Source organism: Monashia sp. HAY1-5C (assembly GCF_056755255.1).
Window position 1 is genome coordinate 1 of the sequence record NZ_JBPGXG010000025.1, and the last position, 22,418, is coordinate 22,418.

At 75.0% G+C, this 22,418-nt stretch carries 20 protein-coding genes; 13 read left to right on the forward strand and 7 right to left on the reverse strand.

Going from position 1 to position 22,418, the window contains the following annotated elements; genetic code table 11:
• Window positions 1-16: 16 nt before the first annotated feature.
• Entirely contained in the window at window positions 17-1,060 is a 1,044-nt protein-coding gene (locus ACR9ZK_RS05960; protein WP_481340970.1) for a YveK family protein, read from the reverse strand.
• A 151-nt stretch (window positions 1,061-1,211) separates the two neighbouring features.
• Between ACR9ZK_RS05960 and ACR9ZK_RS05965 the strand changes: the two genes are divergently transcribed.
• The 4 genes from ACR9ZK_RS05965 to ACR9ZK_RS05980 are packed head-to-tail and all read left to right on the forward strand — an operon-like array spanning window position 1,212 to window position 4,434.
• Window positions 1,212-2,183 (forward strand): hypothetical protein, encoded by a 972-nt coding sequence (locus ACR9ZK_RS05965; protein ID WP_481340971.1) that lies wholly within the window; start codon window positions 1,212-1,214, stop codon window positions 2,181-2,183.
• A 22-nt stretch (window positions 2,184-2,205) separates the two neighbouring features.
• Complete coding sequence (gene rfbA / locus ACR9ZK_RS05970; RefSeq protein ID WP_481340972.1) at window positions 2,206-3,084, forward strand: glucose-1-phosphate thymidylyltransferase RfbA; 879 nt, start codon at window positions 2,206-2,208, stop codon at window positions 3,082-3,084.
• Between the two features lie 58 nt (window positions 3,085-3,142).
• On the forward strand, window positions 3,143-3,751 hold the full coding sequence (locus tag ACR9ZK_RS05975; RefSeq protein WP_481340973.1) for a dTDP-4-dehydrorhamnose 3,5-epimerase family protein: 609 nt from the start codon (window positions 3,143-3,145) through the stop codon (window positions 3,749-3,751).
• Window positions 3,748-4,434: an arsenate reductase/protein-tyrosine-phosphatase family protein gene (locus ACR9ZK_RS05980; RefSeq protein ID WP_481340974.1), complete on the forward strand. Its 687-nt coding sequence runs from the start codon at window positions 3,748-3,750 to the stop codon at window positions 4,432-4,434. The genes ACR9ZK_RS05975 and ACR9ZK_RS05980 overlap by 4 nt, the downstream gene beginning before the upstream one ends.
• Before the next feature lie 17 nt (window positions 4,435-4,451).
• Here the strand turns inward: ACR9ZK_RS05980 and ACR9ZK_RS05985 are convergent, their stop codons facing one another.
• Window positions 4,452-5,588, reverse strand: coding sequence for an LCP family protein (locus ACR9ZK_RS05985; protein ID WP_481340975.1), 1,137 nt, complete (start codon window positions 5,586-5,588; stop codon window positions 4,452-4,454).
• 66 nt (window positions 5,589-5,654) lie between these two features.
• Between ACR9ZK_RS05985 and ACR9ZK_RS05990 the strand changes: the two genes are divergently transcribed.
• The gene (locus tag ACR9ZK_RS05990; RefSeq protein ID WP_481340976.1) at window positions 5,655-6,239 is read left to right on the forward strand and encodes a hypothetical protein; all 585 of its coding nucleotides are present in this window, start codon (window positions 5,655-5,657) and stop codon (window positions 6,237-6,239) included.
• Here ACR9ZK_RS05990 and ACR9ZK_RS05995 read toward each other — a convergent pair.
• Together ACR9ZK_RS05995 and ACR9ZK_RS06000 are read right to left on the reverse strand one after the other, a co-directional pair.
• Complete coding sequence (locus ACR9ZK_RS05995; RefSeq protein WP_481340977.1) at window positions 6,232-7,347, reverse strand: glycosyltransferase; 1,116 nt, start codon at window positions 7,345-7,347, stop codon at window positions 6,232-6,234. The two genes, ACR9ZK_RS05990 and ACR9ZK_RS05995, sit on opposite strands and share 8 nt — an antisense overlap.
• A 108-nt stretch (window positions 7,348-7,455) precedes the next feature.
• Window positions 7,456-8,733, reverse strand: a complete 1,278-nt coding sequence (locus tag ACR9ZK_RS06000; RefSeq protein WP_481340978.1) for a glycosyltransferase — start codon at window positions 8,731-8,733, stop codon at window positions 7,456-7,458.
• Window positions 8,734-8,813: 80 nt separating this feature from the next.
• Between ACR9ZK_RS06000 and ACR9ZK_RS06005 the strand changes: the two genes are divergently transcribed.
• Complete coding sequence (locus ACR9ZK_RS06005) at window positions 8,814-10,448, forward strand: lipopolysaccharide biosynthesis protein (RefSeq protein WP_481340979.1); 1,635 nt, start codon at window positions 8,814-8,816, stop codon at window positions 10,446-10,448.
• A 291-nt stretch (window positions 10,449-10,739) separates the two neighbouring features.
• Here ACR9ZK_RS06005 and ACR9ZK_RS06010 read toward each other — a convergent pair whose 3' ends face one another.
• A complete protein-coding gene (locus ACR9ZK_RS06010) occupies window positions 10,740-11,924 on the reverse strand; it encodes a glycosyltransferase family 4 protein (protein WP_481340980.1) in 1,185 nt (394 codons plus the stop codon).
• Between the two features lie 157 nt (window positions 11,925-12,081).
• Between ACR9ZK_RS06010 and ACR9ZK_RS06015 the strand changes: the two genes are divergently transcribed.
• Window positions 12,082-13,143, forward strand: coding sequence for a glycosyltransferase family 4 protein (locus ACR9ZK_RS06015; protein ID WP_481340981.1), 1,062 nt, complete (start codon window positions 12,082-12,084; stop codon window positions 13,141-13,143).
• On the opposite strand, the gene ACR9ZK_RS06020 is transcribed toward ACR9ZK_RS06015, so the two are convergent.
• Window positions 13,085-13,747, reverse strand: coding sequence for a phosphatase PAP2 family protein (locus tag ACR9ZK_RS06020; RefSeq protein WP_481340982.1), 663 nt, complete (start codon window positions 13,745-13,747; stop codon window positions 13,085-13,087). The two genes, ACR9ZK_RS06015 and ACR9ZK_RS06020, sit on opposite strands and share 59 nt — an antisense overlap.
• A 121-nt stretch (window positions 13,748-13,868) precedes the next feature.
• Here ACR9ZK_RS06020 and ACR9ZK_RS06025 point away from each other — a divergent pair, with 121 nt between their 5' ends.
• Entirely contained in the window at window positions 13,869-14,801 is a 933-nt protein-coding gene (locus ACR9ZK_RS06025; protein WP_481340983.1) for a nucleotidyltransferase family protein, read from the forward strand.
• Window positions 14,798-15,112, forward strand: coding sequence for a hypothetical protein (locus tag ACR9ZK_RS06030; protein ID WP_481340984.1), 315 nt, complete (start codon window positions 14,798-14,800; stop codon window positions 15,110-15,112). The genes ACR9ZK_RS06025 and ACR9ZK_RS06030 overlap by 4 nt, the downstream gene beginning before the upstream one ends.
• 55 nt (window positions 15,113-15,167) lie before the next feature.
• Here the strand turns inward: ACR9ZK_RS06030 and ACR9ZK_RS06035 are convergent, their stop codons facing one another.
• Window positions 15,168-16,661 carry a tyrosine-protein kinase domain-containing protein gene (locus ACR9ZK_RS06035; RefSeq protein ID WP_481340985.1) on the reverse strand — a complete coding sequence of 498 codons (1,494 nt, stop codon included), beginning with the start codon at window positions 16,659-16,661 and terminating at the stop codon, window positions 15,168-15,170.
• Window positions 16,662-16,811: 150 nt separating this feature from the next.
• Between ACR9ZK_RS06035 and ACR9ZK_RS06040 the strand changes: the two genes are divergently transcribed.
• The 4 genes from ACR9ZK_RS06040 to ACR9ZK_RS06055 are packed head-to-tail and all read left to right on the forward strand — an operon-like array spanning window position 16,812 to window position 22,417.
• Window positions 16,812-18,806 (forward strand): glycosyltransferase, encoded by a 1,995-nt coding sequence (locus ACR9ZK_RS06040; RefSeq protein WP_481340986.1) that lies wholly within the window; start codon window positions 16,812-16,814, stop codon window positions 18,804-18,806.
• Window position 18,807: 1 nt separating this feature from the next.
• Window positions 18,808-20,232, forward strand: a complete 1,425-nt coding sequence (locus ACR9ZK_RS06045; RefSeq protein ID WP_481340987.1) for an O-antigen ligase family protein — start codon at window positions 18,808-18,810, stop codon at window positions 20,230-20,232.
• The gene (locus ACR9ZK_RS06050) at window positions 20,229-21,401 is read left to right on the forward strand and encodes a glycosyltransferase family 4 protein (RefSeq protein WP_481340988.1); all 1,173 of its coding nucleotides are present in this window, start codon (window positions 20,229-20,231) and stop codon (window positions 21,399-21,401) included. The genes ACR9ZK_RS06045 and ACR9ZK_RS06050 overlap by 4 nt, the downstream gene beginning before the upstream one ends.
• Window positions 21,398-22,417 (forward strand): glycosyltransferase family 4 protein, encoded by a 1,020-nt coding sequence (locus ACR9ZK_RS06055; protein WP_481340989.1) that lies wholly within the window; start codon window positions 21,398-21,400, stop codon window positions 22,415-22,417. The genes ACR9ZK_RS06050 and ACR9ZK_RS06055 overlap by 4 nt, the downstream gene beginning before the upstream one ends.
• Window position 22,418 lies beyond the last annotated feature (1 nt).

Sequence of the window (22,418 nt, forward strand, 5' to 3'; positions counted from 1 at the left end):
TCCGTCGTCGGCAGCGTCAGATGTGTATAAGAGACAGGAGCAGGCGCAGCCCCGTGCGGCCGAACGGCTGGAGCACGTCGTCGACCTCGACGCGTCCGACGAGGACGTCGGTGAGGCCCACCGAGCCCTCGAAGCCGAGGTAGTCGAGCAGGCGGGGCCGGCGCAGGTCGCCCTCGATGACGACGACCGACAGGCCCGTCTCGGCGAGGCTGAGGGCCAGGTTCGCGGTCGTCGTCGACTTGCCCTCGCCGGGCAGGGACGACGTGACCACGATCGACTTCGGCGGGTCCGCGACGTCGATGAACTGCAGGTTCGTGCGCAGCGACCGGAAGGCCTCCGCCCGCTGGCTGCGCGGGTCGACCTGGACGATGAGCGGGTGCTCGAACGCGTCGGTGTCGAAGGCGATCGCGCCGAGGACCGTGCGGTCGGTGACGGTCTCGAGGTCGCGCTGGGACTTGACCGACTTGTCGAGGACGTCGCGCAGCAGCGCCAGGCCGAAGCCGAGCAGCAGGCCCAGGACGAGGCCGAGCGCAAGGTTGCGGGTCGGCTTCGGGCTCACTGGAGTGGTCTCGAGCGTGGCAGGGCGCGTGACCGAGAGCGTCACGGGGGACTGCTTGGCGGACTTCGCCTCGATGCTGGTGACGTATCGGGGAAAGACGTCCCCGATGGCCGCCGCGATCTGCTGCGCCCGCTGCGGGCTTGAGTCGGACACCGTGACGTCGATGAGGCTCGTGTCGAGAGGGATCGAGGAGGTGACTCGCGCCGCGAGCTGGTCCGTGGTGCCGCCGAGCCCGACAGCCTCCTTGACAGGCTGAAGCACGGCCGGGTCCTCGAGGATCTGGGCGTAGGTCTTGACCCGGGCCTGGGTGAAGGTGTTGCCCTGTTGGAGCGAGGAGGTCGTGTCGTCGCTCGTCGTGTTCACGAAGAAGCGCGTCGACGACGCGTACGTGCGCGGCGACAGTGCCGTGTAGGCCGCCGACAGGCCGAGGGTCACGAGCGTGACGGCGACGATGATCATCCACCGCTTCCGGATCACGTTCAGGTAGTCCTGGAGCTCCACAAGTCTCGTCTCTCTCCGTCGGTCGGCCTCCGGGACGTAGCCGTAGGTCGATCCCCCGGGTGCATCCGACACGTTCGCTCTGCGCCGCATCCTAGTGCCGCCGTGCCCGACTTGCTCTGGTTCGTCCCGGCGGGTCCGTAGAGTGAGGGCCGTGACCCGCTGGATGCGCTCCTCGACAGGGCGGCTGGCCCTCATGGGCCTGCTCGTCCTCCTCGTCGCCGACGCCGCCCTCGTCGCGCTCGCCTTCCGCCCCGATGCGGTGGGTGCCGAGCCTGCCGCGCCGGCGCCGCGGTCGACCCCGGTGACGTCGACCCCGACCCCGTCCCGCAGCCCGCAGACGCGTCCGGTCCCGCTGCGCCAGGTCGTCGTCGCCCTCGACGACCGCCGGGCGTGGCGCGCGGTGCTCGGCACCTGCGACACGGGCGGTGCAGCCCTCGAGGTGACCGCCGACGGGGGACGCACCTGGGGCTCGCGCGTCGTGCCGGCCAGGGCCCTCGGACGCGTCCAGCCCGTGTCGGCCGACAACGCCTTCGTCATCGGCGCCGACGCGTCGTGCAGCGCCGAGGAGTACGTCACCGAGGACGGCGCGCGGTCCTGGAAGGCGCCACGGGCGCTCGACGGGACGTGGTCGCGCACGCCCGGTGGGGAGACGTCCACGGCGGTGACCCCCGAGCGCCCGTCCGCCCGCCCCTGCGGAGCGGGCGCGCTCGTCGACCTCGCGCGGGTCTCGGCGCGCAGCGCCCGCGCCCTCTGCGCCGACGGCACCGTCATGACCTCCTCGGACGGCGGCGCCGCGTGGTCCCGGCTCACGCGCGTCGGCGGCGCCCTCGCGCTGTCGGTGCGGCAGGAGCAGGGTTCGGCCCGGGCGTACGTCGCGCGGGTCGCCGACGGCTGCGACGGGATCGAGGTCGCGCGCCTGACCGGCGCCTCGACCGGCACCTCGGCGGGCTCGACCGGCTCGGCTTCGGGCTCGACCACGAGCATCGCCTGCGTCGCCGCGCCCGACGGGGTGCCCCAGGGGCGCGTGTCGATCTCCGTCGTCGAGGAGGCCGGCTGGCTCGCGGTCGGCGACACGACGTGGCGGGCGGGCTCGGACCTGCGGGCGTGGACGCGGACCGCGTGACCGCCCCCTACGCTGGCTCACCATGAAGGGGATCGTGCTCGCCGGCGGTACCGGCACCCGGCTGCACCCGATCACGCGGGGGATCAGCAAGCAGCTGATGCCCGTGTACGACAAGCCGATGGTCTACTACCCGCTCTCGACGCTCATGATGGCCGGCATCCGTGACGTGCTCGTCATCACGACGCCGTGGGACGCCGAGCAGTTCGTCCGGCTCCTCGGTGACGGTTCGCAGTGGGGCATGTCCATCACGTACACCGTGCAGCCGAGTCCCGACGGCCTGGCCCAGGCCTTCGTCCTCGGGGCCGACTTCATCGGCGGCGACAGCGTCGCCCTCGTCCTCGGCGACAACATCTTCTTCGGTCCCGGCCTCGGCACGCGCCTGTCCGAGAACACGACCCTGACCGGCGGCCACGTCTTCGCCTACCGCGTCGCCGACCCGACCGCCTACGGCGTCGTCGAGTTCGACGAGACCGGGCGCGTCGTGTCGATCGAGGAGAAGCCGGAGAAGCCCCGCAGCAGCTTCGCGGTGCCCGGCCTCTACTTCTACGACAACGAGGTCGTCGAGATCGCCGCAGGGCTCACCCCGAGCGACCGCGGCGAGCTCGAGATCACGGCCGTCAACGACATCTACCTCCGGCGCGGCACCCTGTCGGTCAGCGTCCTGCCGCGCGGCACGGCGTGGTTCGACACCGGCACCTTCGAGGGACTCATCGAGGCCAGCGCGTTCGTCCGGGTCGTCGAGGCCCGGCAGGGCCTGAAGATCGGCTGCGTCGAGGAGATCGCCTGGCGCAACGGCTGGCTCGACGACGAGGGGTTGCAGGTGCACGCCGACGCGCAGGTCAAGAGCGGCTACGGTCGCTACCTGCAGGCGCTGCTCGACGAGGGCAGGGGCACCCCGTGAGCCGGCTCGCCCGCCGCTGCACCCGTACCGACCGACCCGGACCGGAGGACGCCCGCTGATGGACATCCGACCGCTGCGCATCGCCGGTGCCTTCGAGGTGACACCGCGCCAGCTCGCCGACGAGCGGGGCGTCTTCGCCGAGGGCTTCCGCGTCGACCACCTTGCCGAGGTGCTCGGCCACGAGATGGCCGTGCGGCAGACGAACATCTCCGTGTCGCGGGCCGGCGCGCTGCGCGGCATCCACTTCGCCGACGTGCCGCCGTCGCAGGCCAAGTACGTCACGGCCACCGGGGGCGTCTTCGTCGACTACGTCGTCGACCTGCGAGTGGGGTCACCGACCTTCGGCGAGTGGGACTCCGTCCTCCTCGACACCGTCGACCGGCGTGCCGTCTACCTCGCCGAAGGGCTGGGGCACGCCCTCGCGTGCGTCGATGACGGCACGGCGGTCTACCTCTGCTCGGAGGTCTTCAACCCCGTGGCCGAGCGCGGCGTCAACCCGCTCGACCCGCGCGTGGGCCTGGACCTGCCGGACGGTTTCGAGCCGGTCCTGTCGCCGAAGGACGCTGCTGCGCCCACCCTCGAGGAGGCCGCGAGCGGCGGCCTGCTGCCGACGTGGGAGGCATGCCTCGCGTGGTCCCGCGAGCTCGCCGCCCAGGCGGCCCGGTGAGCTCGGTGAGCTCGGTCAGTCCCATGGACGCGGCGTCCGGCGTGGGGAGGGAGCACCCGGTGGCGGCAGCCGGTGCGGCGCGCGCGGGACGCGTCCTCGTCGTCTGCACCGGGAACGTCTGCCGCTCGCCGTACGTCGAGCGCCGCCTCGCCCAGCTGCTCGCCGGCACCGGGCTCGAGGTGAGCAGCGCCGGTACACGGGCCCTCGTCGGTGCGCCGATCGAGCCGGGGTCGGTGGCCCTCCTCGAGCAGGTCGGCGCCGACACGGCCGGTTTCGCGTCCCGACAGCTGACGCCCGCCCTGCTCGCCGACGCCGACCTCGTCGTCACGGCCACCCAACGGCACCGCTCCGACGCGGTCGCGCTCAACCCCCGGGTCCTGCGGCACACCTTCACCCTCGGTGAGCTGGCCGACCTCCTCGCCGACACCGACCTGCGGGCCGTCGCGGAGGAGGCACGCGCTGCCGGGTCCGGAGGAACGCCGGGCGAGGACCGGACGCCGTGGGTGCTCCGGGTCGCCCGGGCCGCCCGCCACCGCCGCGGGTTCGTCCGGGCCCGCGCCGCCGGCGAGTCGGACATCCCCGACCCCTACGGGCGCGGCACCGAGGCCTACGCGCTCATGGGACGCGCCATCGAGGAGCTCCTGCCCGTCGTGGCGCAGGCGCTGCGGCCGCCGACGGTCTGAGGCCTGCGCCGTGCGCGTCAGTCCCGGTAGGCGTTGAGCTCGTCGTTGCGAATGGCCTCGCCGAGGTCCTTCATCTTGACCTCGTCGACGATGTCGATCGACGCGCCGGCCGGGCTCGTGCCGAAGCCGGTGAACGGCGCGGTGATGAACCGGATGTCGCCGCCCCGGATGTCGCGCAGCGCGAGGGCCTCCGAGCGCATGGTGCCCACGTCGAGGTTCTGGTCGACGGTGAGGTTCTTGGTCGCCGCGTCGACGAACTGGCCCAGCCTGACCGGGTTGAGCAGGACGTCCTTGTTCAGCGTCTTGAGCATGAGCGCCTTGATGAACGCCAGCTGCCGGCGGCCGCGCGAGATGTCGCCCTCGGACAGCTGTTTGCGCTCGCGGACGAAGGCGAGGGCCATGTCGCCGTCCATGTGCATCCGGCCGACCCGGAAGTCGTAGCCGTCGTCCTTGCTCGGCTCCTCGACGTCGACGTCCACCCCGCCGACGGCGTCGGTCATGCTCTTGAACTGCTCGAAGCCGAGCATGGCGACGTGGTCGATGCGGACCCCGAGCAGGTCCTGCATCGTGCGCACGAGCAGCGGCCCGCCACCGAAGGCGTACGCGGCGTTGAGCTTGTTCTTGCCCCTGCCGGGGATCGAGACGTAGAGGTCGCGGGGGAAGTGGATGAGGGTGACGCGCGAGTGGTCGGCCGGTACGTGCACGAGGACCATGACGTCGGAGCGGGCACCGACGCGGTCGGGGCCGGCGTCGTTGCCGATGATGAGGTAGTTGGTGCCGCTGCCGGCCGGCTGCTGGACGACCGTGCCGTCGGGCAGCGTGGGCAGCCCGCCCGGGCCGGCGGCGTCGGGCAGGAGCAGCTCCTGCTTGACGTTGTCGGTGACGACGTGGTTCAGCCAGGCGAGGTAGCCGCCGACCGCGAGCACCGGTACGAGCAGGAGCACGAGGGCGGTGACGAGCACCGTCCGGTTGCGGCGCCTCTCGCGCCGACCACCGTCGTCGCCGCGACGGGCGCGGCGACCACCGCCGGAGCCGCCCGAACCGGAACCGCCGGAGCCGTGGGACCCGGCGGACCCCGAGCCCCCGGCCACGAGCGCGTCGTCGTCGACCCGGTCGGGGTCGAACAGGTCGGTGCCGGTCTCGCGGGTGCTCACGCGGTCAGTCTAGGTGGCGGGCGCGGACGGATCCGGACTTTCCGGGTGCTGCCTACACTGGGCGCCATGCCCGGAGCCGGAACCCGTCGGCGCTCCGAGGTCCCCGTCCTCCTGCTCGGAGTCCTCGCCTTCGCCGGCTACGTGTGGCTCCTGGCGCAGGCCACGCCGGTCGTCGTCACCGTCTTCGGCTTCGCCTCGGACAACCGCCCGAAGCTCTACGCCGCCTACCTCGCCGTGCTCACGGGTCTGCCCGGGCTGCTGTGGACGCTGCCGCGGGCCCTGAGGCGCCCGGCGCCGCACGTCCCGGCCGCGCCCCGGTCCCGGCGCGAGAACGCGGTCGAGCGGCCCCACCACGTCGCCACCGACCTGCTCGGGATCGCCCTCATCCTCCTGGCCCAGGTGCCCCTGCCGGCGCCGTGGGGACCCGCGGGCAAGGCGGCCACCATCGCCAACATCACCCGGTCGCCCGAGATCGTCGAGCTGAGCGCGGAGCTCGCGACGTACTCGCTCGGCGTGTTCGCGGTCGGGGTGGTGGCCGCGGTCCTCGCCAAGGTCTACGCGCACGCGGCCGCGCAGCGCGTCATCGCGATCATCCTCGCGGTGGGCGCGCCGGTCGTCGCGTGGGTCCTCGTGCTGCGCGCCCTCAGCTGACCGCGAGCAGCCGGTCCACCTCGGCGCGCATCCGCACGTGGAACCGCTCCTCGGAGAAGAGCGAGGCGTGCGCGCGCGCGGCGTCGGCGTCCCAGCGTCGGTCCCGCGCGTCGAGGACCGCGGAACGCACGGCCTCCACGGTGGGGGTGTCGAAGAAGGCGCCGTTGGCCGACGCGTCGATGGTGTCGAGGTAGCCGCCGCCGCGCAGGGCGAGGGTCGGCACCCCGAAGGCTGCGGCCTCGAGCGGCGTGAGCCCGAAGTCCTCGAGGCTCGGGGCGAGCAGCCGCGACGCGTGGGCGTACGTCCAGCGCAGCTGCGCGTCGGTGAGCCCGGTGACGAGGCGCACGTTGGCCGGCGCCTCGGCCCGCAGTCGTCCCTCCAGCGGTCCGGAGCCGACGACGACGAGGCGCTCGGGCAGGCCGCGCACGGCGTCGACCGCGATGTCGACGTTCTTGTAGGGCAGCAGCCGCGACACGACGAGCAGGTAGCCCTCGCCCGCCCAGTCGGTGAGCGCGGGCACGGGCCGGCGCGGGCCCTCGGCGTCGATGCCGTAGGGCGGGGCCACGACCTCGGCCTCGATGCCGTAGGCCTCGCGGACCCGGTCCCGCACGACGCTCGAGTTGACGAGGTAGCGGTCGGCCGACGCCGCGGCTGCGCGGTCCCAGCCGCGCAGCCGGCTGCCCAGGGCGAGCAGCGCGCGCCCGCGCAGCGACCTCGAGGCCGGCCCGCCGAGGTAGGCGTCGGGCTGGTAGAGCCACCGCGCCGGGGCGTGGCAGTAGACGAGCTTTCGCCCGGTGGTCGGCACGCCGTGCGCCCACCCGGAGCTCGACGCGACGACGACGTCGGCGTCGACCGGCAGGCGGGCCACCGCCCACGGCAGCACGGGCAGCGCGGCCCGGTGCTCACGGCGCAGCAGGGCGACGCGGTCGATCGGTGAGGTGACGACGTGCGCGTCGCGGAACTCGGGGTACGTGGCGTCGGGGTCGTAGAGCGTCGTGTGGATCGCGGCGTCCGGGAACGCCCGGTGCAGGGCGAGGACGACGCGCTCGGCCCCGCCGCGCTGGGTGAGGTAGTCGTGCGCGATGGCGACGCGCGGGCGGTGGGTCACTCGCGGCTCCCGGTGCTCGACGGGGTGCGTGCGCGTCGCCCGGCTCGCCATGCCGACGCGGCGCTCACGTCAGCGCCAGCATACGGAGCAGCGGGGGTGTGGGCGTGCTCATGACGGCTCCCGGCCGGGATGGCGGGCAGGTCGGTCCCGGGCGGCCAGCTCCCAGACCCGGGTGAGGGCCTGCGCCGAACCCGTGGCCAGGAAGCGCGTCGTCACGTCGGCGTGGGCGCGGGCCGCCCGCGCGAGGGCGGCCTCGGGCTGGTCGAGCACGTCGAGGACCGCCTCCGCCAGGGCGTCCGCGTCGCCGGGTGGGACGAGCAGGCCGGTGTCGAGGCCGTCCGCCCCGGTGCGGACGATCTCGTCGACGCCGCCGCCGCGCGTGGCGACGACCGGCACGCCCGCGGCCATGGCCTCCGTGACGACCTGTCCGAACGGCTCGGGGACGGTCGCCGCGTGGACCGCCACCGCGGCCCGGTCGAGCTCGGCCCGGGGGTCGTCGGTGAAGCCCACCAGCTCGACGGCGTGCGCGAGCCCCAGCGCGTGGACCTCCTCCAGCACGTTCGCCGCGTAGGCGTCGGCCCCGAAGGCCGCGGCACCGACGATGCGGACGCGGGCGTCCGGGCGTACGTCGACGACGCGACGGGCCGCTCGGACGAGCACCAGCTGACCCTTCGTCGGGCCGATGCGCCCGACCATGAGGACGACGGGTGGTCCGTCGGGCTGGCGGGTGCGCGGCGTGGGAGCCACCTGGGCGAGGGCCAGCCCGGGGTGGACCACCCCGAGGCCTCGGGCACCGGGCAGCGTGGCCGCGGTCGCGGCGGAGTTGGCGACGACCGCCTGCGGGACTCTCCGGGCGAGGGTCTGCAGCAGGCGGGCCGTGCGCCCGGGCAGGTAGTCCTCGGCCAGCCGGTCGTGCACGTGCCAGACGAGCGGTCGACGGACCAGGGGAGCGGCGAGCGCACCGGCGAGGTCCGCCTTCAGGGAGGTCGTGTGCACGACGTCCACGTCGAGGCGTCGCAGCGTCGAGACGAGGCGCCCCAGGAACGCCACGCCGCCGACGAGCCGCCGGGGGTCGAGCGCGGCAGAGGCGCCGGCGCGCCGGTCGGTGCCGGCGACGTCCTCGGCGAGCGGTACGACGACGACGTCGTGGCCGGCGGCGCGTACTCGCTCGGCGAGCGGCCCGTCCGAGAACAGCACGACGACCGGGGTCACCCGCCCCGGCTCGAGCGCCTCGATGACCCGGACGAGGGCCAGCTCGGCGCCACCGAGCTCGGCCGTGTGGTCGAGCAGGGCGACGCGGACGGGCCGCCGCGCGGCTGGGCGCCGCGCGTCGTGCTGCCCCTCGTGCTGGGCAGCCTCGCGGATCGGCGTCTCTCGTCCGGACACGGTGCGAGGTTACGATGCGAAACGGCTGGAAACGGACGGATCGACCGCATCCGGCCGACCCGGCTGACATACTGCCGCTCATGCCGGCCTCATCGCCCGGTGACGAGACCGGTTCCGGCGCCAGGCCGCTCGTGCCCGATGCCGCAGCGGGCCGCGATGTCGGCGACGACCCGTCGGCGATGAGCGCCGGCCACCTGCAGGAGCGCGCCGTGCGCGGCGCGGCGTGGACGGTCGTGCACACGTTCGTCGCGATCCCTGTCGCATTCCTCGTCAACCTCGTCGTGGCCCGGGTCCTCGGCTCCGCCGACTACGGCCGGCTCGCGCTGCTCACGGCGATCATGGAGTTCGTCTCGGGGCTGCTGACGACGGGGTTCGCCACGGCCGTCATCCAGTTCGGGGCCAAGGCCCACGCGGCCGGGCGGACTGCCGACGTGGCCCGGCTGCTGTCGCAGTGGCAGGGCTTCCGCCTCGTCGTGGCCATGCCGGTGCTGCTCGTCGTCGTGCTCGTCATGGCGGACGTCCCGCCGTGGGCCATGGGCACCGCCCTGCTGTTCGGGGTCGTCCTGCCGTCCCTGCTCGACGGCGGTGCGACGAGCCTCGGCATCGAGAACAAGACCGCGGACGGCGCGAAGATCGCGCTCGTCACGACGCTGCTGACGCAGGCCGTGGTGGTCGTCGTGGCGCTGGCGGTGCGGACGCCCGATGCCGTGTGGGCCACGCGCCTGGTCGTCACGGGGCTTGCCGTCGGCCTCTGCCTGCTGCGGATCGCGCCGCAGTACCGCGGTGCGGTGCTGCGGCCGGCGCTGCCGCGCGGGCTGCCCGTCGGCTTCTGGCGATTCGCCGTGCCGATGGGGCTGGCCGGCGTCGTCAGCGGGCTCGTGTCCTCGCGCAGCGAGGTCTTCGTCATGAGCTGGCTCGCGACGCCGGAGGCTCTCGGCATCTATGCCCTGTCGTTCGGGCTGGCCGTGCACGCCTTCGCCCCGGCGCAGGCCATCGTCGGTCCACTCATCCCGGCGATCTCGGGCCTCCGGGAGATCGACGAGACCGCCGTCGCGCCGGCGTTCCGGCGGGTCGTGCGCAGCGGCGCGACCGTCGTCGCCCTCGTGGACGCGGCGGCCGTCGCACCCCTGGCCCTGCTCGTGCCGGTGCTGTACGGACACCAGTTCGCCGACGCGTCGCCTGTCGTGCTCGTGCTCGCGGTGACGTCCGGCGTCGCGACGGCCGGTGGGCCCGTCTTCGCCTTCGTGACGGCACGGCTGTCCGGGCGGCCCATCCTCGTGGCCTACCTCGTGGCGCTCGTCGTCGACCTCGGCCTGGCCGTGGCCCTCGTGCCCTCCCTCGGCGTGTGGGGCGCGGTCGTCGCGAACGCCGGCGGCGCCCTCACCAGCCTGGGCATCCTGGCCGGACGCGAGCTGAGGGCGCTCCGGCTGCCCCTGCGTGTCGTGCTCCACGACGCCGTGCCGCTGGCCGTCGGATCCCTCTCGGCGGTCGGCGCCTACCTCGTGGGCGCCGCGATGCCCGGTCCGGTGCTGCTGAGGGCGGTTGCGGCCGGCGTGGTGGGCACGGCGGTCTGCGTCGGCGTGCTGCGCCTCGTCGGCGCGGGGCTCACCGTCGACGACCGCGGCGCGGTGGACCGGGTCCTGCCCGCGCGCGTCCGCCGCCCGGCCTCGAAGCTGCTCGATGTCCTCCTCGGCGGCGCCACGCGAACGACCTGAGGGGCCCTCCACGCGGGGCACCCGCACCTGGTCCGTGGACCGCCCACTGACCGTGGCCTCGCCGGTCCGCGACCCTCGCCGGTCCGCGGCCCTCGCCGGTCCGCGGCCGTGTTCCCCATTCGCCTCACCACCTGCCCCGGTATTCGGGGCAGGTGGTGAGGGTGCTGGTGGGTGGAGGGTGGCTCCTTGCTGCTGCTCCGGTTTTCGGGGCAGGTGGTGAGGGTGCTGGTGGGTGGAGGGTGGCTCCTTGCTGCTGCTCCGGTTTTCGGGGCAGGTGGTGAGGGGCTGGGGTCAGGAACCCGCCGGCCGGGCTGCCGCGAGGACGTCCGCGTGGATCCGGGCGTAGGCGGCGGCGACCGTGGACCAGTCGTAGGCGGCGACGCGTTCCAGCCCGGCGGAGGCGAGCCGGTGGGCGCGGCCGGGGTCGCCGAGCACGGTCGCGACGGCGTCGGCGAGGGCCCGGGTGTCGATGGGGTCGACGAGGAGGCCGTCGGTCCCGTCGGCGACGAACTCGGCCGGCCCGCCGAGGCTCGTGGCGACGAGCGGCGCCCCCGCCCGCCACGCCTCGAGCGCGACGATCCCGAACGCCTCGACCCGGCTCGGCACGACGACGACCGCCGCTCGCCGCAGCCAGGCGTCGACGCCCGCCTCGTCGAGCGCACCGGTCAGCTCGAGCCGGTCACCGACGCCGAGCGATGCTGCGCGCTCCCGCAGGGCGGCCTCCTGCGACCCGCTGCCGACGAGGACGAGCCGGGCCCCGGCGTCGCGCCCGTCGGCGGCCAGGCGTCCCATCGCCTCGAGGAGCAGGTCGAAGCCCTTGTTGTGCTCGAGGCGCCCGACACCGAGGACCACCGGCGCGCCGTCGACGGGTGCCGGCCCGGCCGGGCCCGGCGGATGCGCCTCGAGGTCGACGCCGTTGGGCACGACGACACCGCCCTGGAGGCCGAAGCGCGTGCGCAGGTCCGCGAGCACGGCCTCCGAGCACCCGGTCGTCACCGCGGCCTCCGCGGCCGCCCGACGCAGCGCCCGACGCAGCAGCGCCGACCCGCCGAACGCGTCGTGGTCGTCGGCCACCGTCTCGCCATGGCTCGACACGACGAGCGGCGTACCGGTCCGACGCGCGAGGGCGAGGGCCCACGCCCCGTTCGGGCCGAAGCACTGCACGTGGAGGACGTCGGGGGAGAAGGCCCGGTGCGCCCTGCGCCAGCGACGCCACGCGCCGGGGGCTGCGAGGAGGAAGTCGGTCAGGGCCCGTACCCGGCGCGCCGGCATCGGCGTCGGCAGGTCGCGGACCACGACGTCGTCGACGACCCGGTCGCCGAGGTGCTCGCCGCGGTCGACGGTCCACACCTGCACCTGCGTGCCCTGGCGCCGCAGCTCTCGCGCCACGTGCCGGACGTGCGACTCGACGCCGCCGACGTGCGGGTCGTACGACGACGCCACGAGCGCGACGCGTGTCGGTCGGCCACCGGTCACGCCGCCTCCTCGGGGGTCGAGCGGCCCGGGTCCCGGTCCGGGCGGCGGGACTCACCCTACGATGCGGGCACGACCCGACACGGCACAACCGGACGAGCCGGACGGACGTGACGGGGACCGACACACCCGGACGCCTGCGGATACCAGAGGAGGACGCGTGCCCCGTCTCACCATCGCGACGACGGCGACCGCCGTGCCCATGGGCGCGCAGGCCTATGAGGGGCACGTGGCCTCGCGCGCGGCCGGGGCGCTCGAGGTGCTGTCGGGACCGGGGGAGACGTGGGAGGTGCGACGCACCGTCGCTCGTTCGCTGCGTTCGCCCCTCCCCGGCACGGTCCGGCTGCCGATGGGGTGGTTGTCCCAGGCGCCGGCGGCCCCCCGCGCCGCGGTCGGCCGGCTCCTGCACCACGGCGCCGGGCTCGTGCACCGGATGAGCCTCGAGCTGCCGCCGGCGCCCCTCGAGGTCGTCACGCTGCACGACGTCGTCGCCTGGCGGTTCCCCGACGAGTCGGCGCCGGTGCGGGCCGCGGCCGAGGAGCTGCGCCGGGCGGCCGCCGTCGTGTGCGTGTCCGAGTACACGGCGTCCGAGGCCGTCGAGGCACTGGGCGTGCGCGACCCGCACGTCGTCCCGAACGGCGTGGACCCGGTCTTCTTCGAGGCGACCCCGTTGCCGGTGCGCCGCCTCGAGTCGCTCGGCGTCACCGGTCCGTTCGTGCTGACGGCCGGCGGGGCGTCCGAGCGCAAGAACCTGACGGCCCTCGCCGAGGCGTGGCCCGTCATCCACCGGGCCCGGCCCGACCTCACGCTCGTCCTGGCCGGCCCGCCCCACCCGCGCCGCACCCGGCTGTTCGCCGACCTGCCCGGTGTCGTCCTCACCGGACGGCTGCCCGGCGATGACGTGCCCGGTCTCTACGCCGCGGCCGAGGTCGTCGTCGTGCCCTCGCTCGTCGAGGGGTTCGGGCTGCCTGCGCTCGAGGCCATGGCGGCGGGTGTCCCGGTCGTCGCCTCGAACCGGTCGTCCCTGCCCGAGGTCGTCGGCGACGCGGGACTGCTCGTCGAGCCGACCGGCCCGGGCCTGTCGGCCGGGGTCCTCGATGCGCTCGCCGCCGGAGCGGACCGGGCCGCGCTCGTGGCGCGCGGACGCGCCCGCGCTCGCCGGTTCACGTGGGAGGCCGCCGCCCTCGGGCACGCTCGCGTCTGGCGCTCGGTCGGGCTCTGACGCCGATGTTCGTCGCGTCGCCACCCAGCAGCCCGACGGCGACACCGGTGGCCGCGGCGACGAGCAGCGCGCTCCCGAGCACGTCGACCGGACGGTGGGCGTAGCAGCTGACGTTGCCGGTCCCGACGACGACCGACAGCCCGGCGAGGACACCGAGGCCGCGGCGACCCAGCGGCCGGGGCCAGAGGACACCGAGCGCCACGAGTAGGGCGAACCCGACCGTCGCGTGGTCGGAGGGATAGCCCTCGCCCGGCAGGTGGAGCGTCGCCGGAACGTCGACGCCCGCCGACACCAGCGCCGAGGCGCCGGCGACGAGCACGGCGAGAGCCGCCCGGCGCCATCCCCGTCGCGCGAGGGTCAGGAGCATCAGCCCGGCATCGAGGGGGGCGAGCGCCACGAGCAGCCACGGCCGCGCCAGCGCGTCGAGACCGCGGCGCACCGGGGCCGGCAGCCCGTCGAGCACGGCGGAGGAGACCCAGCGGTCCACGGTGTCGCCCGGACCGGTCCGGAGGAACACCAGTGCGGCCAGGACGAACCCGGCCGCGGCAGCGAGGCCGACGAGCAGCCAGCGGACTCGGGTTCGGACCGGGGCCGGGCGCGACACGTGACCCCTCCTTCGCTCTCCGGTCCGCACCGGGTGGATCGCCGCGACCGGGTCCGCCGCGTCGAGCCGGCTGTTAGGGTGCGATCGTCCGGTTGGCTCGCAGTGTATGGGGGTTGTCTCTATGACTGCGGGGGACACCGCCGAGGACGCTGCCGAAGCCACCGAGCCGCTCGTCGACGTCCCGCTCCACGTGCGGATCGCCTTCGCGCACGCGGCCGTCCAGCACGTGGCCGACCACCTGGGTGCCCGCGTCCTCCACGTCAAGGGCGCGGCCCTGGACCCCTCGCTCGTTCCCGGCCGCGGCTACTCCGACGCGGACGTCCTCGTGCACCCGCGGGACGTGGCCCGGGTGCTGGCCGCGCTGCGCGACCACGGCTGGGACCTCATCAACACGTTCGCCTACGCCTCCTCGTTCGAGCACTCGGCGACGTTGCGCCACAAGGACTTCGGTCTGCTCGACGTGCACCGCGTCTTCCCCGGCACGGGACCGACGCCGGAGGCGGCGTTCGAGGCGTTGTGGGACGGTCACGGATCGACGACCCTCGGCGGGCGCAGCTGCGCGGTGCCCTCGCGCCCGGCCCAGGCATGCCTGCTGCTGCTCCATGCGGCGCGCGCGGGCAAGGACGACAAGGCCGCCCACGACGTCGACGCCGTGTGGACCATCGCGAGCGGCCCCGAGCGCGCGGCCGTCCTCGAGCAGGTCGACCGGCTCGGCGCGCAGCTGGCGTTCTCCGTCATCACCGGCACGCTCGACGACCACGCCGGCGACCCGGCCTACGACCTGTGGCGGGTCGCGTCGCGGGGCGGGACCCGCGTCGACGAGTGGCGGGCCCGGTTGCGCGCCGCCCGCGGCCTGCGCGCCAAGGTGGGGGTGGCCGGGCGGTCGGTGCTCGTCAACGTCGAGCACCTGACCATCGTGCGGGGTGCGCCGGTCAGCCGGCGCGAGGTCGTCGCCGAGTTCTTCGCGCGGCCGGTCCGCGGCATCGGGGAGCAGCTGCGCCGACGGTCCCGCAAGGACCACAACGGCCACACGGCTCCCAGGGGCACGCCGTGAGCGCCCCTCCGCTGCCGCCCGCGTCCGGCGCGCCGGCCTCGCGTCCGGCCTTCGCCGCGGCCGACGACGTCGGCGCCGTGGTGTCGGCCGACGGCCTGACCGTGTGGGTGGCCGCCCTGCCGGGCGGGCCGATCCACGTGCTCGAGGGCGTCGCCGCCTCCATCTGGACCGCCGCCACGACCGGGCCGGCCGAGGACTGGCCCCTGCGCGTGGCCACCCGCTGGGACCAGCAGCCCGACGCGGTGGCGGCCCAGGTCGACGCGTTCACCGCCGACCTCCTCGCGCGCGGCCTGCTGCGTCCCCTCACCTGACGCCGCCGCACCGGCCGGCCGGGGGAGCGGCGCGCCCCGGCCCGACGGGCACGCGTCAGCCGTGCCGGGCTCGCTTCTGGTCGGCGCGCGAGACGGCGCCGGCCCTGGCCGCCGTGCCGGCCCTGACGGCGGTTCCGGCCTTGACGGCGGTTCCGGCCTTGACGGCGGTGCCGGTCTTCGTGGGCTGAGCGTCGGCGTCCCGGTTGTAGCCGTAGTAGCCGTACCGGTGCGCGGTCGAGGACCCGGACGAGACCATGTTGAGGACGAACCCGGCCACCGGGGCCTCGACCGTCTCGAGCGACTGCACGGCGCTTGCGAGGTCCTTCTTCCGGGTCCGTTCGGCGCCGACGACCATGATGAGGCCGCGCGTCAGCTTGTTGATGAGCACGGCGTCGATGACCGGCACGACGGGCGGGCTGTCGACGAGGATGAAGTCGAACTCGTGGGCGAGCTTGCCGAACAGCAGCTCCATCGGCTCGGAGCCGAGCAGCTCGCTCGGGTTCGGCGGGACGGCGCCGGCCGGCAGCACGTGCAGCGAGGTGTCGCGCCATTGCTGGATGACGTCGTCGGGCTCGGCGTGCCCGAGCAGCAGCGTCGTCAGGCCGAACGCGCCGTCGAGGCCGAGCGTCCTTGCCACCGACGGGTTTCGCAGGTCACCGTCGATGAGCAGCACCCGCGACCCGGCGTCGGCCATGGCCAGCGCGAGGTTGACGGTCGTCGTCGTCTTGCCCTCGCCGGGAACCGAGGAGGTGACGACGAAGGAGTGGCCGCCGGTGGTGACGTCGACGAAGAGGATGTTCGTGCGGAGCCGACGGATGGCCTCGGCGTGGCGCCCGTGCGGGTCGGACTCGAGGCTGAGGAACCCGGTGGCGTCCTTGGCCGCCTTGACGAGCGGGATGTCACCGAGGATCGGGCGCCTCGACAGCGCCTTGATGTCCTCCTCGCTGCGCACCTTCGTGTCGAGCGTGTGGGTCAGCAGCGCCAGGCCGATGCCGATGGCCAGGCCGAGCAGACCACCGATGAGCAGGTTGCGCCTGGCGTTGGGCGAGATCGGCTCGGCCGGCACCCCCGCCGGGGCGATCGTCGTGGACTCGACGGACTGGCCGTTCGAGGCGAGCAGCGGCGAGAACTTCTTGGCGACCTCGGCCAGCACCGGGCCCGCCTCGTTGGCGACGCGGGCCACGAGCCGCGGGTCACCGCCCGTCGAGCTGATCGTCATCATGTTCGAGGTCTGCGACACCTCGCCGGCCAGGCCGAGCGGGGTGCCCGGCGCCAGGCCGAGACGCTGGGTCAGCGGCTCGGTGACCGACGGCGAGGTGAGGACGTCGAGGTAGGTGGCGAGGTCGGTGGCCGACACGGCGTAGGTGCCGGACTTGCCGTCCTGGGAGTCGACCGGCTCGGTGGCCGACAGGTAGATCTTGGCGCTGGCCGTGTAGACGGCAGGCGTCAGCATCGTCTGGACGGCCGTGGCCGCGGTCACCGTCAGCAGGCAGAGGACGACGATCCGCCACCGCGCCCCCAGCACAGTGAGGAAGTCTCGAAAAGTCACGGTCCCCCCGGCCGATCTCGACGGTACGTGCGAGCATCGTCCCATATCATCCGAATCCCGGGGCCGAGTCAGCGACATCCGCACCGGTGGCCCGGGGGAGGGCCGACCGCGACCACGGTGGTGCGGGGAGGAACGGTCAGGAGGGGGCCGATGCGGACGCTGCGCGTGTCCCACAGCGCCGTCGTCGACGGCTGGCGCGAGCGCGAGCGTGCGCTGCGCCGGCTCGGGCACGACGTCGAGCTGCTGTCGGCGCGCGCGTGGTCCGAGGGCGGACGCGTCGTTCCGCTCGCGCCGCGTGCGGGCGAGACCGTGACCGGCGTCGGCACCGTCGGACGCCACCCCGCGCTCTTCCTCTACGACCCGCGCCCGATCTGGCGGGCGCTCGGCCGACCGCTCGACGTCGTCGACGTCCACGAGGAGCCGTTCGCGCTCGCGACGGCCGAGGTGCTGCTGCTGCGACGGCTGCGCCGCCAGCGCGCCCCCTACGTCCTGTACTCCGCCCAGAACATCGACAAGCGCTACCCGCCGCCGTTCCGATGGCTCGAGCGGTGGGCCCTGCGTCACGCATCGGGCGTGTCCGTGTGCAACGACGCCGCCGGACGCATCGTCGAGCGCAAGGGTTTCCCGGGCCGGGCCCGCACCATCGACCTCGGCACCGACCTGGCGACCTTCACTCCCGCGCCGTGGCGCGCACCGAGCCGGGACGAGGACGTCGTCGTCGGGTATGCCGGCCGGCTCGACCCGGCCAAGGGCGTGCACGTGCTGCTGGAGGCCCTCGGGATCGAGACCGGCCTGCGCCTGCGCGTCGCCGGTGACGGCCCGGACCGGTCCCGCCTCGAGGGGCTCGCCGTCGAGCTCGGGGTGGCCGAGCGTGTCGAGCACCTCGGCGCCCTCGACCCGGCCGACCTGCCCGGCTTCCTGAGCTCCGTCGACGTGCTCTGCGTGCCGTCCCTGACGACACGGTCGTGGGTCGAGCAGTTCGGACGCGTCGCCCTGGAGGCGATGGCCTGCGGGACACCCGTCGTCGTCAGCGACAGCGGCGCCCTGCCGGACGTCGTGGGCGACGCCGCGCTCGTCGTCGCCGAGGGTGACGCCGCCGGGTTGGCCAAGGCCGCCGTGGAGGCCGGGCGCGACGCCGCCACCGCCGAGCGGCTGCGCGCGGCAGGGCTGGTCCGGGCCGCCGCGTCGTCGTGGGACCACGTCGCGGCCGCGCACGACGCGCTCTACCGGTCGGCGACGCGCACGCCCTCCGCGGCCGGCCCCGGGCAGCGCCCGGTGGAGGTCGTCGTCGTCGCCTACGGCCGGCCCGACCTCCTCGGTGGTGCCCTGGAGCCGTTCGTGCCAGCCGGGTACGGCGTCACCGTCGTCGACAACTCGTCGTCACCGGAGGTCCGTGCCGTCGCCGAGCGGCACGGTGCCCGGTACGTCGACCCGGGCCGCAACGGCGGGTTCGCGGCCGGGGTCAACGAGGGGCTGCGCCACGTCCGGGCCGAGGCCGACGTGCTGCTCGTCAACCCCGACGCGTCGGTCGCCCCCGCCGACGTCGACCGGCTCGTCGCCGCGCTCGCCGCCGACCCCGGCCTCGCCAGCGTCGGCCCGGCCCAGGTCGACGCCGGGGGCCACGCCTCGCGCGTCACGTGGCCGTTCCCGTCCCCGCTCGGCACGTGGCTCGACGCCGTCGGCCTCGGCCGGTGGCGCCGCGACCGGTACGTCATCGGCTCGGTCCTGCTGCTGCGCCGCGAGGCCCTCGACCACGTGGGCGCCTTCGACGAGAACCGGTTCTTCCTCTACGGCGAGGAGACCGACTGGGCGGCCCGGGCGGTCCGTCTCGGGTGGCGCCACGCCGTCGTGCCCGAGGCCCGCGCCGTCCACGTCGGTGCGGCCACGAGCACCGACCCGGACCGCCGCGAGGGACACGTGCAGGCCGCGCAGGAGCTGTTCCTGCGCAAGCACCACGGGGCGCTGGGCTGGCAGGTCAGCCGCCTCGGGCAGGTCCTCGGCTCCGGGGTGCGCGCCGTCGTGCTGCCCGGCGAGCGCGGGGTCGCGGCGCGGCGCCGGCTGCGCGCCAACCTCGCAGGCCCCGTCCGCTCCGAGCGTCGGCCCGCCGATCTCCTCGCGGGCGGCCCTGCGGCGGAAGGTGCCTGAGATGTCGCAGGTGGGCGGCGCCGTCGCCGGACGTGGGCAGGCCCGGCACGCCGGTCAGGCCTGGGAGCGGTGGCGGGCGCGGGTGCGCACCGCCGCGCTCGTCGTGCTCGCCGCCGCGTTGCTGCTCGTCGTCGGACGGTTCGCCGCCACGACGCCGGAGGCCGCGGTCGTCATCGGCGTGGGCGTCCTCGCGACCGGCGTCACGGCGGTCCAGCCCGGGCTGATCCCGCTCGCCGTCCTGCCCGTGCTCTTCGCGGTGCTCCGCGTCGGCAGCCAGGGCGTCGACCTGTCGCTGTCGGACTTCGCCCTCGCCGGCGCGAGCCTGCCGGCCCTCCTGCTGGCCCGCCGCCCCTTCGCACCGGGCCTGCGCGCCGTGCTCTGGGCCTCGGCCGCCTACCAGTTCGCGACCCTCGTCACCGTCGTCGACAACCCGTACTCGGCCAACGCCGTCGAGTGGGCGCACGCCTGGATGACGGTCTCCGGCAGCGTCCTCGTCGGCTGGGCGGTCGGGGCCAACGGGCACGCGCGCACCGGCCTGCGCCTCGTCATCGGGACCGTCGCGCTGCTCGCCCTGGTCACCGTCGTCGAGGGGGGCCTGCAGGTGCTCCGGGGCGACCTCTCGCCGGTCTACATCACCATCCCCTACCCGATGCACAAGAACTTCGTGGGCACCGTCTGCTCGTTCGGCGCCACCATCCTCTACGCCCGTCCCGCGTGGGCCGGCATCGGGCGCCGGCTCGGGTGGCTGCTGCTCGCCGTCATGGTCGCGGCGATGTTCCTGACCCAGTCGCGCCAGGCGCTCATCGGCTTCGTCGCGGCCGTCTTCGTCCTCGTGCTGCGCGGCCGGTCCGAACGCCGCCGCAGCAAGCTCGTCCTCCTGCTCCTCGCGCCGGCGGTCCTCTTCGTCACCAACCTCGTGCAGGACCAGCTCAGCTCGGGCAACCAGTTCAACTCGGTCTTCCAGCGGCTCACGTGGTTCCAGGACAGCCTGGACGTCTGGGGCACCCACCCGTGGTTCGGCGTCGGCCTGCGCTGGTGGTACACCGACCGGTTCGCCGTCTCGTTCCAGCCGCCCAACGCCGAGATCGAGGTGCTCACCTCCGCCGGGGTCGTCGGGCTGGTCCTCTTCCTCGTCCTGCTCGCCGTCGCGCTCCGCGTCGCGTGGAGGCTGGACCCCCGCTACGGCTCCGTCGCCCTCGCGGTCCTCGTCAACCGGTTCAGCCAGGCCCAGTTCGACCTGTTCTGGTCGGCGGTGCAGGCGTCGGTGCCGTTCGTCGTGCTCGGCATCGGCATCGGCGCCCAGCGGTACGCCGAGGCCCGCCGTACCGCACGGGCTGCTACGCCGGCCGCCGGCTCGACGGCGGCACCGGACGTCGGACGCCGCGTCACGGGGGTGGCGTGGGCGCCACGCGTGGGTGCCCCGTGACCGCCGTCGTCCAGATCACCCCGGAGATCGCACCGGGGACCGGCGTCGGTGCCGTCGCCCACCACCTCGAACAGGCGTGGCGGCGCGCCGGGGTCGACGTGCGGCGGTTCACCCTCGCCGAGTGCGGCGGCGGGTGGCTGCCCCGTCCCGGGGGCGGCCTCCGCGGACGCCTCGCCCTGCTGGCCCGGGTGCTGTGGTTCTCCACCGTCGGCACCGCCCGGGCCCGGCGGTACCTGCGCGCCCATCCCGACCTGCTGTCGGTGTGTCACAACGACGCCCTCGCCGGTGACGTCTACGTCAACCACGGCATCGTCCAGGTGGCGATGGCCGCGCGGGGCCACGGCCGGCTGCGACTGCTGCGCAACCCGGTCCACCTGTTCACGACGGTCCGCGACCGCTACCGGTACACCCGATCCCGCGCGCACCGGGTCGTCGTCAACCTCGTCACCGCCGAGGAGCGGCTGCTCCGTGACACCTACCCCCGGCTGCGTCCGCCGACGGTCGTCATCGGCAACGGTGTCGACGTCGACCGTTTCCGCCCGCCGACGCCGACCGAGCGCTCGGCCCCGCGGGAGGCCCTCGGCCTCGGCCCGGCGGACCGCGTCGTCCTCTTCATCGGCAACGAGTTCGGCCGCAAGGGGCTGCCCGCGCTGACGGAGGCGCTCGCCGCCACGAGCCCCCGGACCCACCTCGTCGTCGTCGGCGGGACGCCCGACCTCGTCGCCGCGGCCCGCGAGCAGGCCCGACGCGTCGGGGTCGACGGCCGCGTCCACCTCGTCGGCCCGCACCCCGACCCGCGCCCGTGGCTGCACGCGGCCGACGTGCTGGCCAGCCCGAGCGCCTACGAGTCCTACGGGCTCGTCGTCCTCGAGGCCCTCGCGTGCGGCGTGCCCGTCGTCGCCACCCCGACCGGCTGCGTCCCCGACCTCGTCGTCGAGGGCGTCAACGGCGCCGTCGTCGACGCGGCCCCCGGTCGCCTGCCCACGGCCCTGGCCGCCGCGGTCGAGCGCGTCCTCGGCCTCGACACCGAGGCCGTCCGGGGCGCCGCTCGCGCCACCGCCGAGGAACACTCGTGGGAGCTCGTCGCGCGCCGCTACCTCGACCTGCTGACCTCCCTCGACCCGCGTCCGACGGTCGCCGGCTCCGTCGCGCCCGGAGGTGGGGCATGAGGGTGCTGCACGTCGTCCGCTCGGACGCCTTCGCCGGGGTCGAGAGCCACGTCGCCCGGCTCGCGCGCGCCCAGGCGGACCGCGGCGACGAGGTACTCGTCGTCGGCGGGGACCCGGCCCGCACCGCGGCCGCGGCCGGTCCGCACGTGCGCCACGAGCCGGCCCGCACGGTCGCCGACGTCGCCCGGCGGACGCGGCTGGCCGCCCGGGGTGCCGACGTCGTCCACGCCCACATGACCGCCGCCGAGGTCGCGGCCGCGGGGGCCCTCGCGGGCCGTCCGGTGCCGCTCGTCGCCACGCAGCACTTCGCCCGGCCGCCGGGCAGCAACCCCCTCTCGGCGCTCGCCGCCGGCCTCGCCGCCCGCCGGGTCTGCGCCCGGGTCGCCATCAGCGAGCACGTGGCTCGCAGCATCGGTCGCCCGAGCCGCGTCATCCACCCCGGCGTCGACGTGGTGGAGGTCTCGCCGACCGCCGCCGAGCGCGAACCGGTCGTCCTGGTGGCCCAGCGTTTCGAGCACGAGAAGGAGACCGGCCTCGCGGTCCGGGCCTTCGCGGCATCCGGCCTCGCCGCGCGCGGGTGGCGGCTGCACCTCGCCGGGGACGGCGCCGAGCGGGCGGCGCTCGCGGCGCTCGTCGACCGTCTCGGCCTCGGTGCCGCGACGACCTTCCTCGGCCACCGCGCCGACGTCGGCCGGCTCATGCTGCGGTCCTCGGTGCTGCTCGCCCCCTGCCGGGTCGAGGGTCTGGGCCTCACCGTCCTCGAGGCGATGGCCGCCGCTCTGCCGGTCGTCGCCGTCGCCGGTGGTGGCCACCTCGAGACGTCCGGCTCGGTCGTGGGCGCCGCGCTGCACGCACCCGGTGACGCCGAGGCCGCCGCCGCCCTCCTGCGCGGCCTCGCCGAGGACCCCGACGGCCGCGACCGCTACGGAGCCGCCCTCCAGGAGGCGCAGCGCTCCCGGTTCACGCCGCAACGCCAGGCCGAGCTCACGGACCGGCTCTACGAGGAGGTGCGCTGAC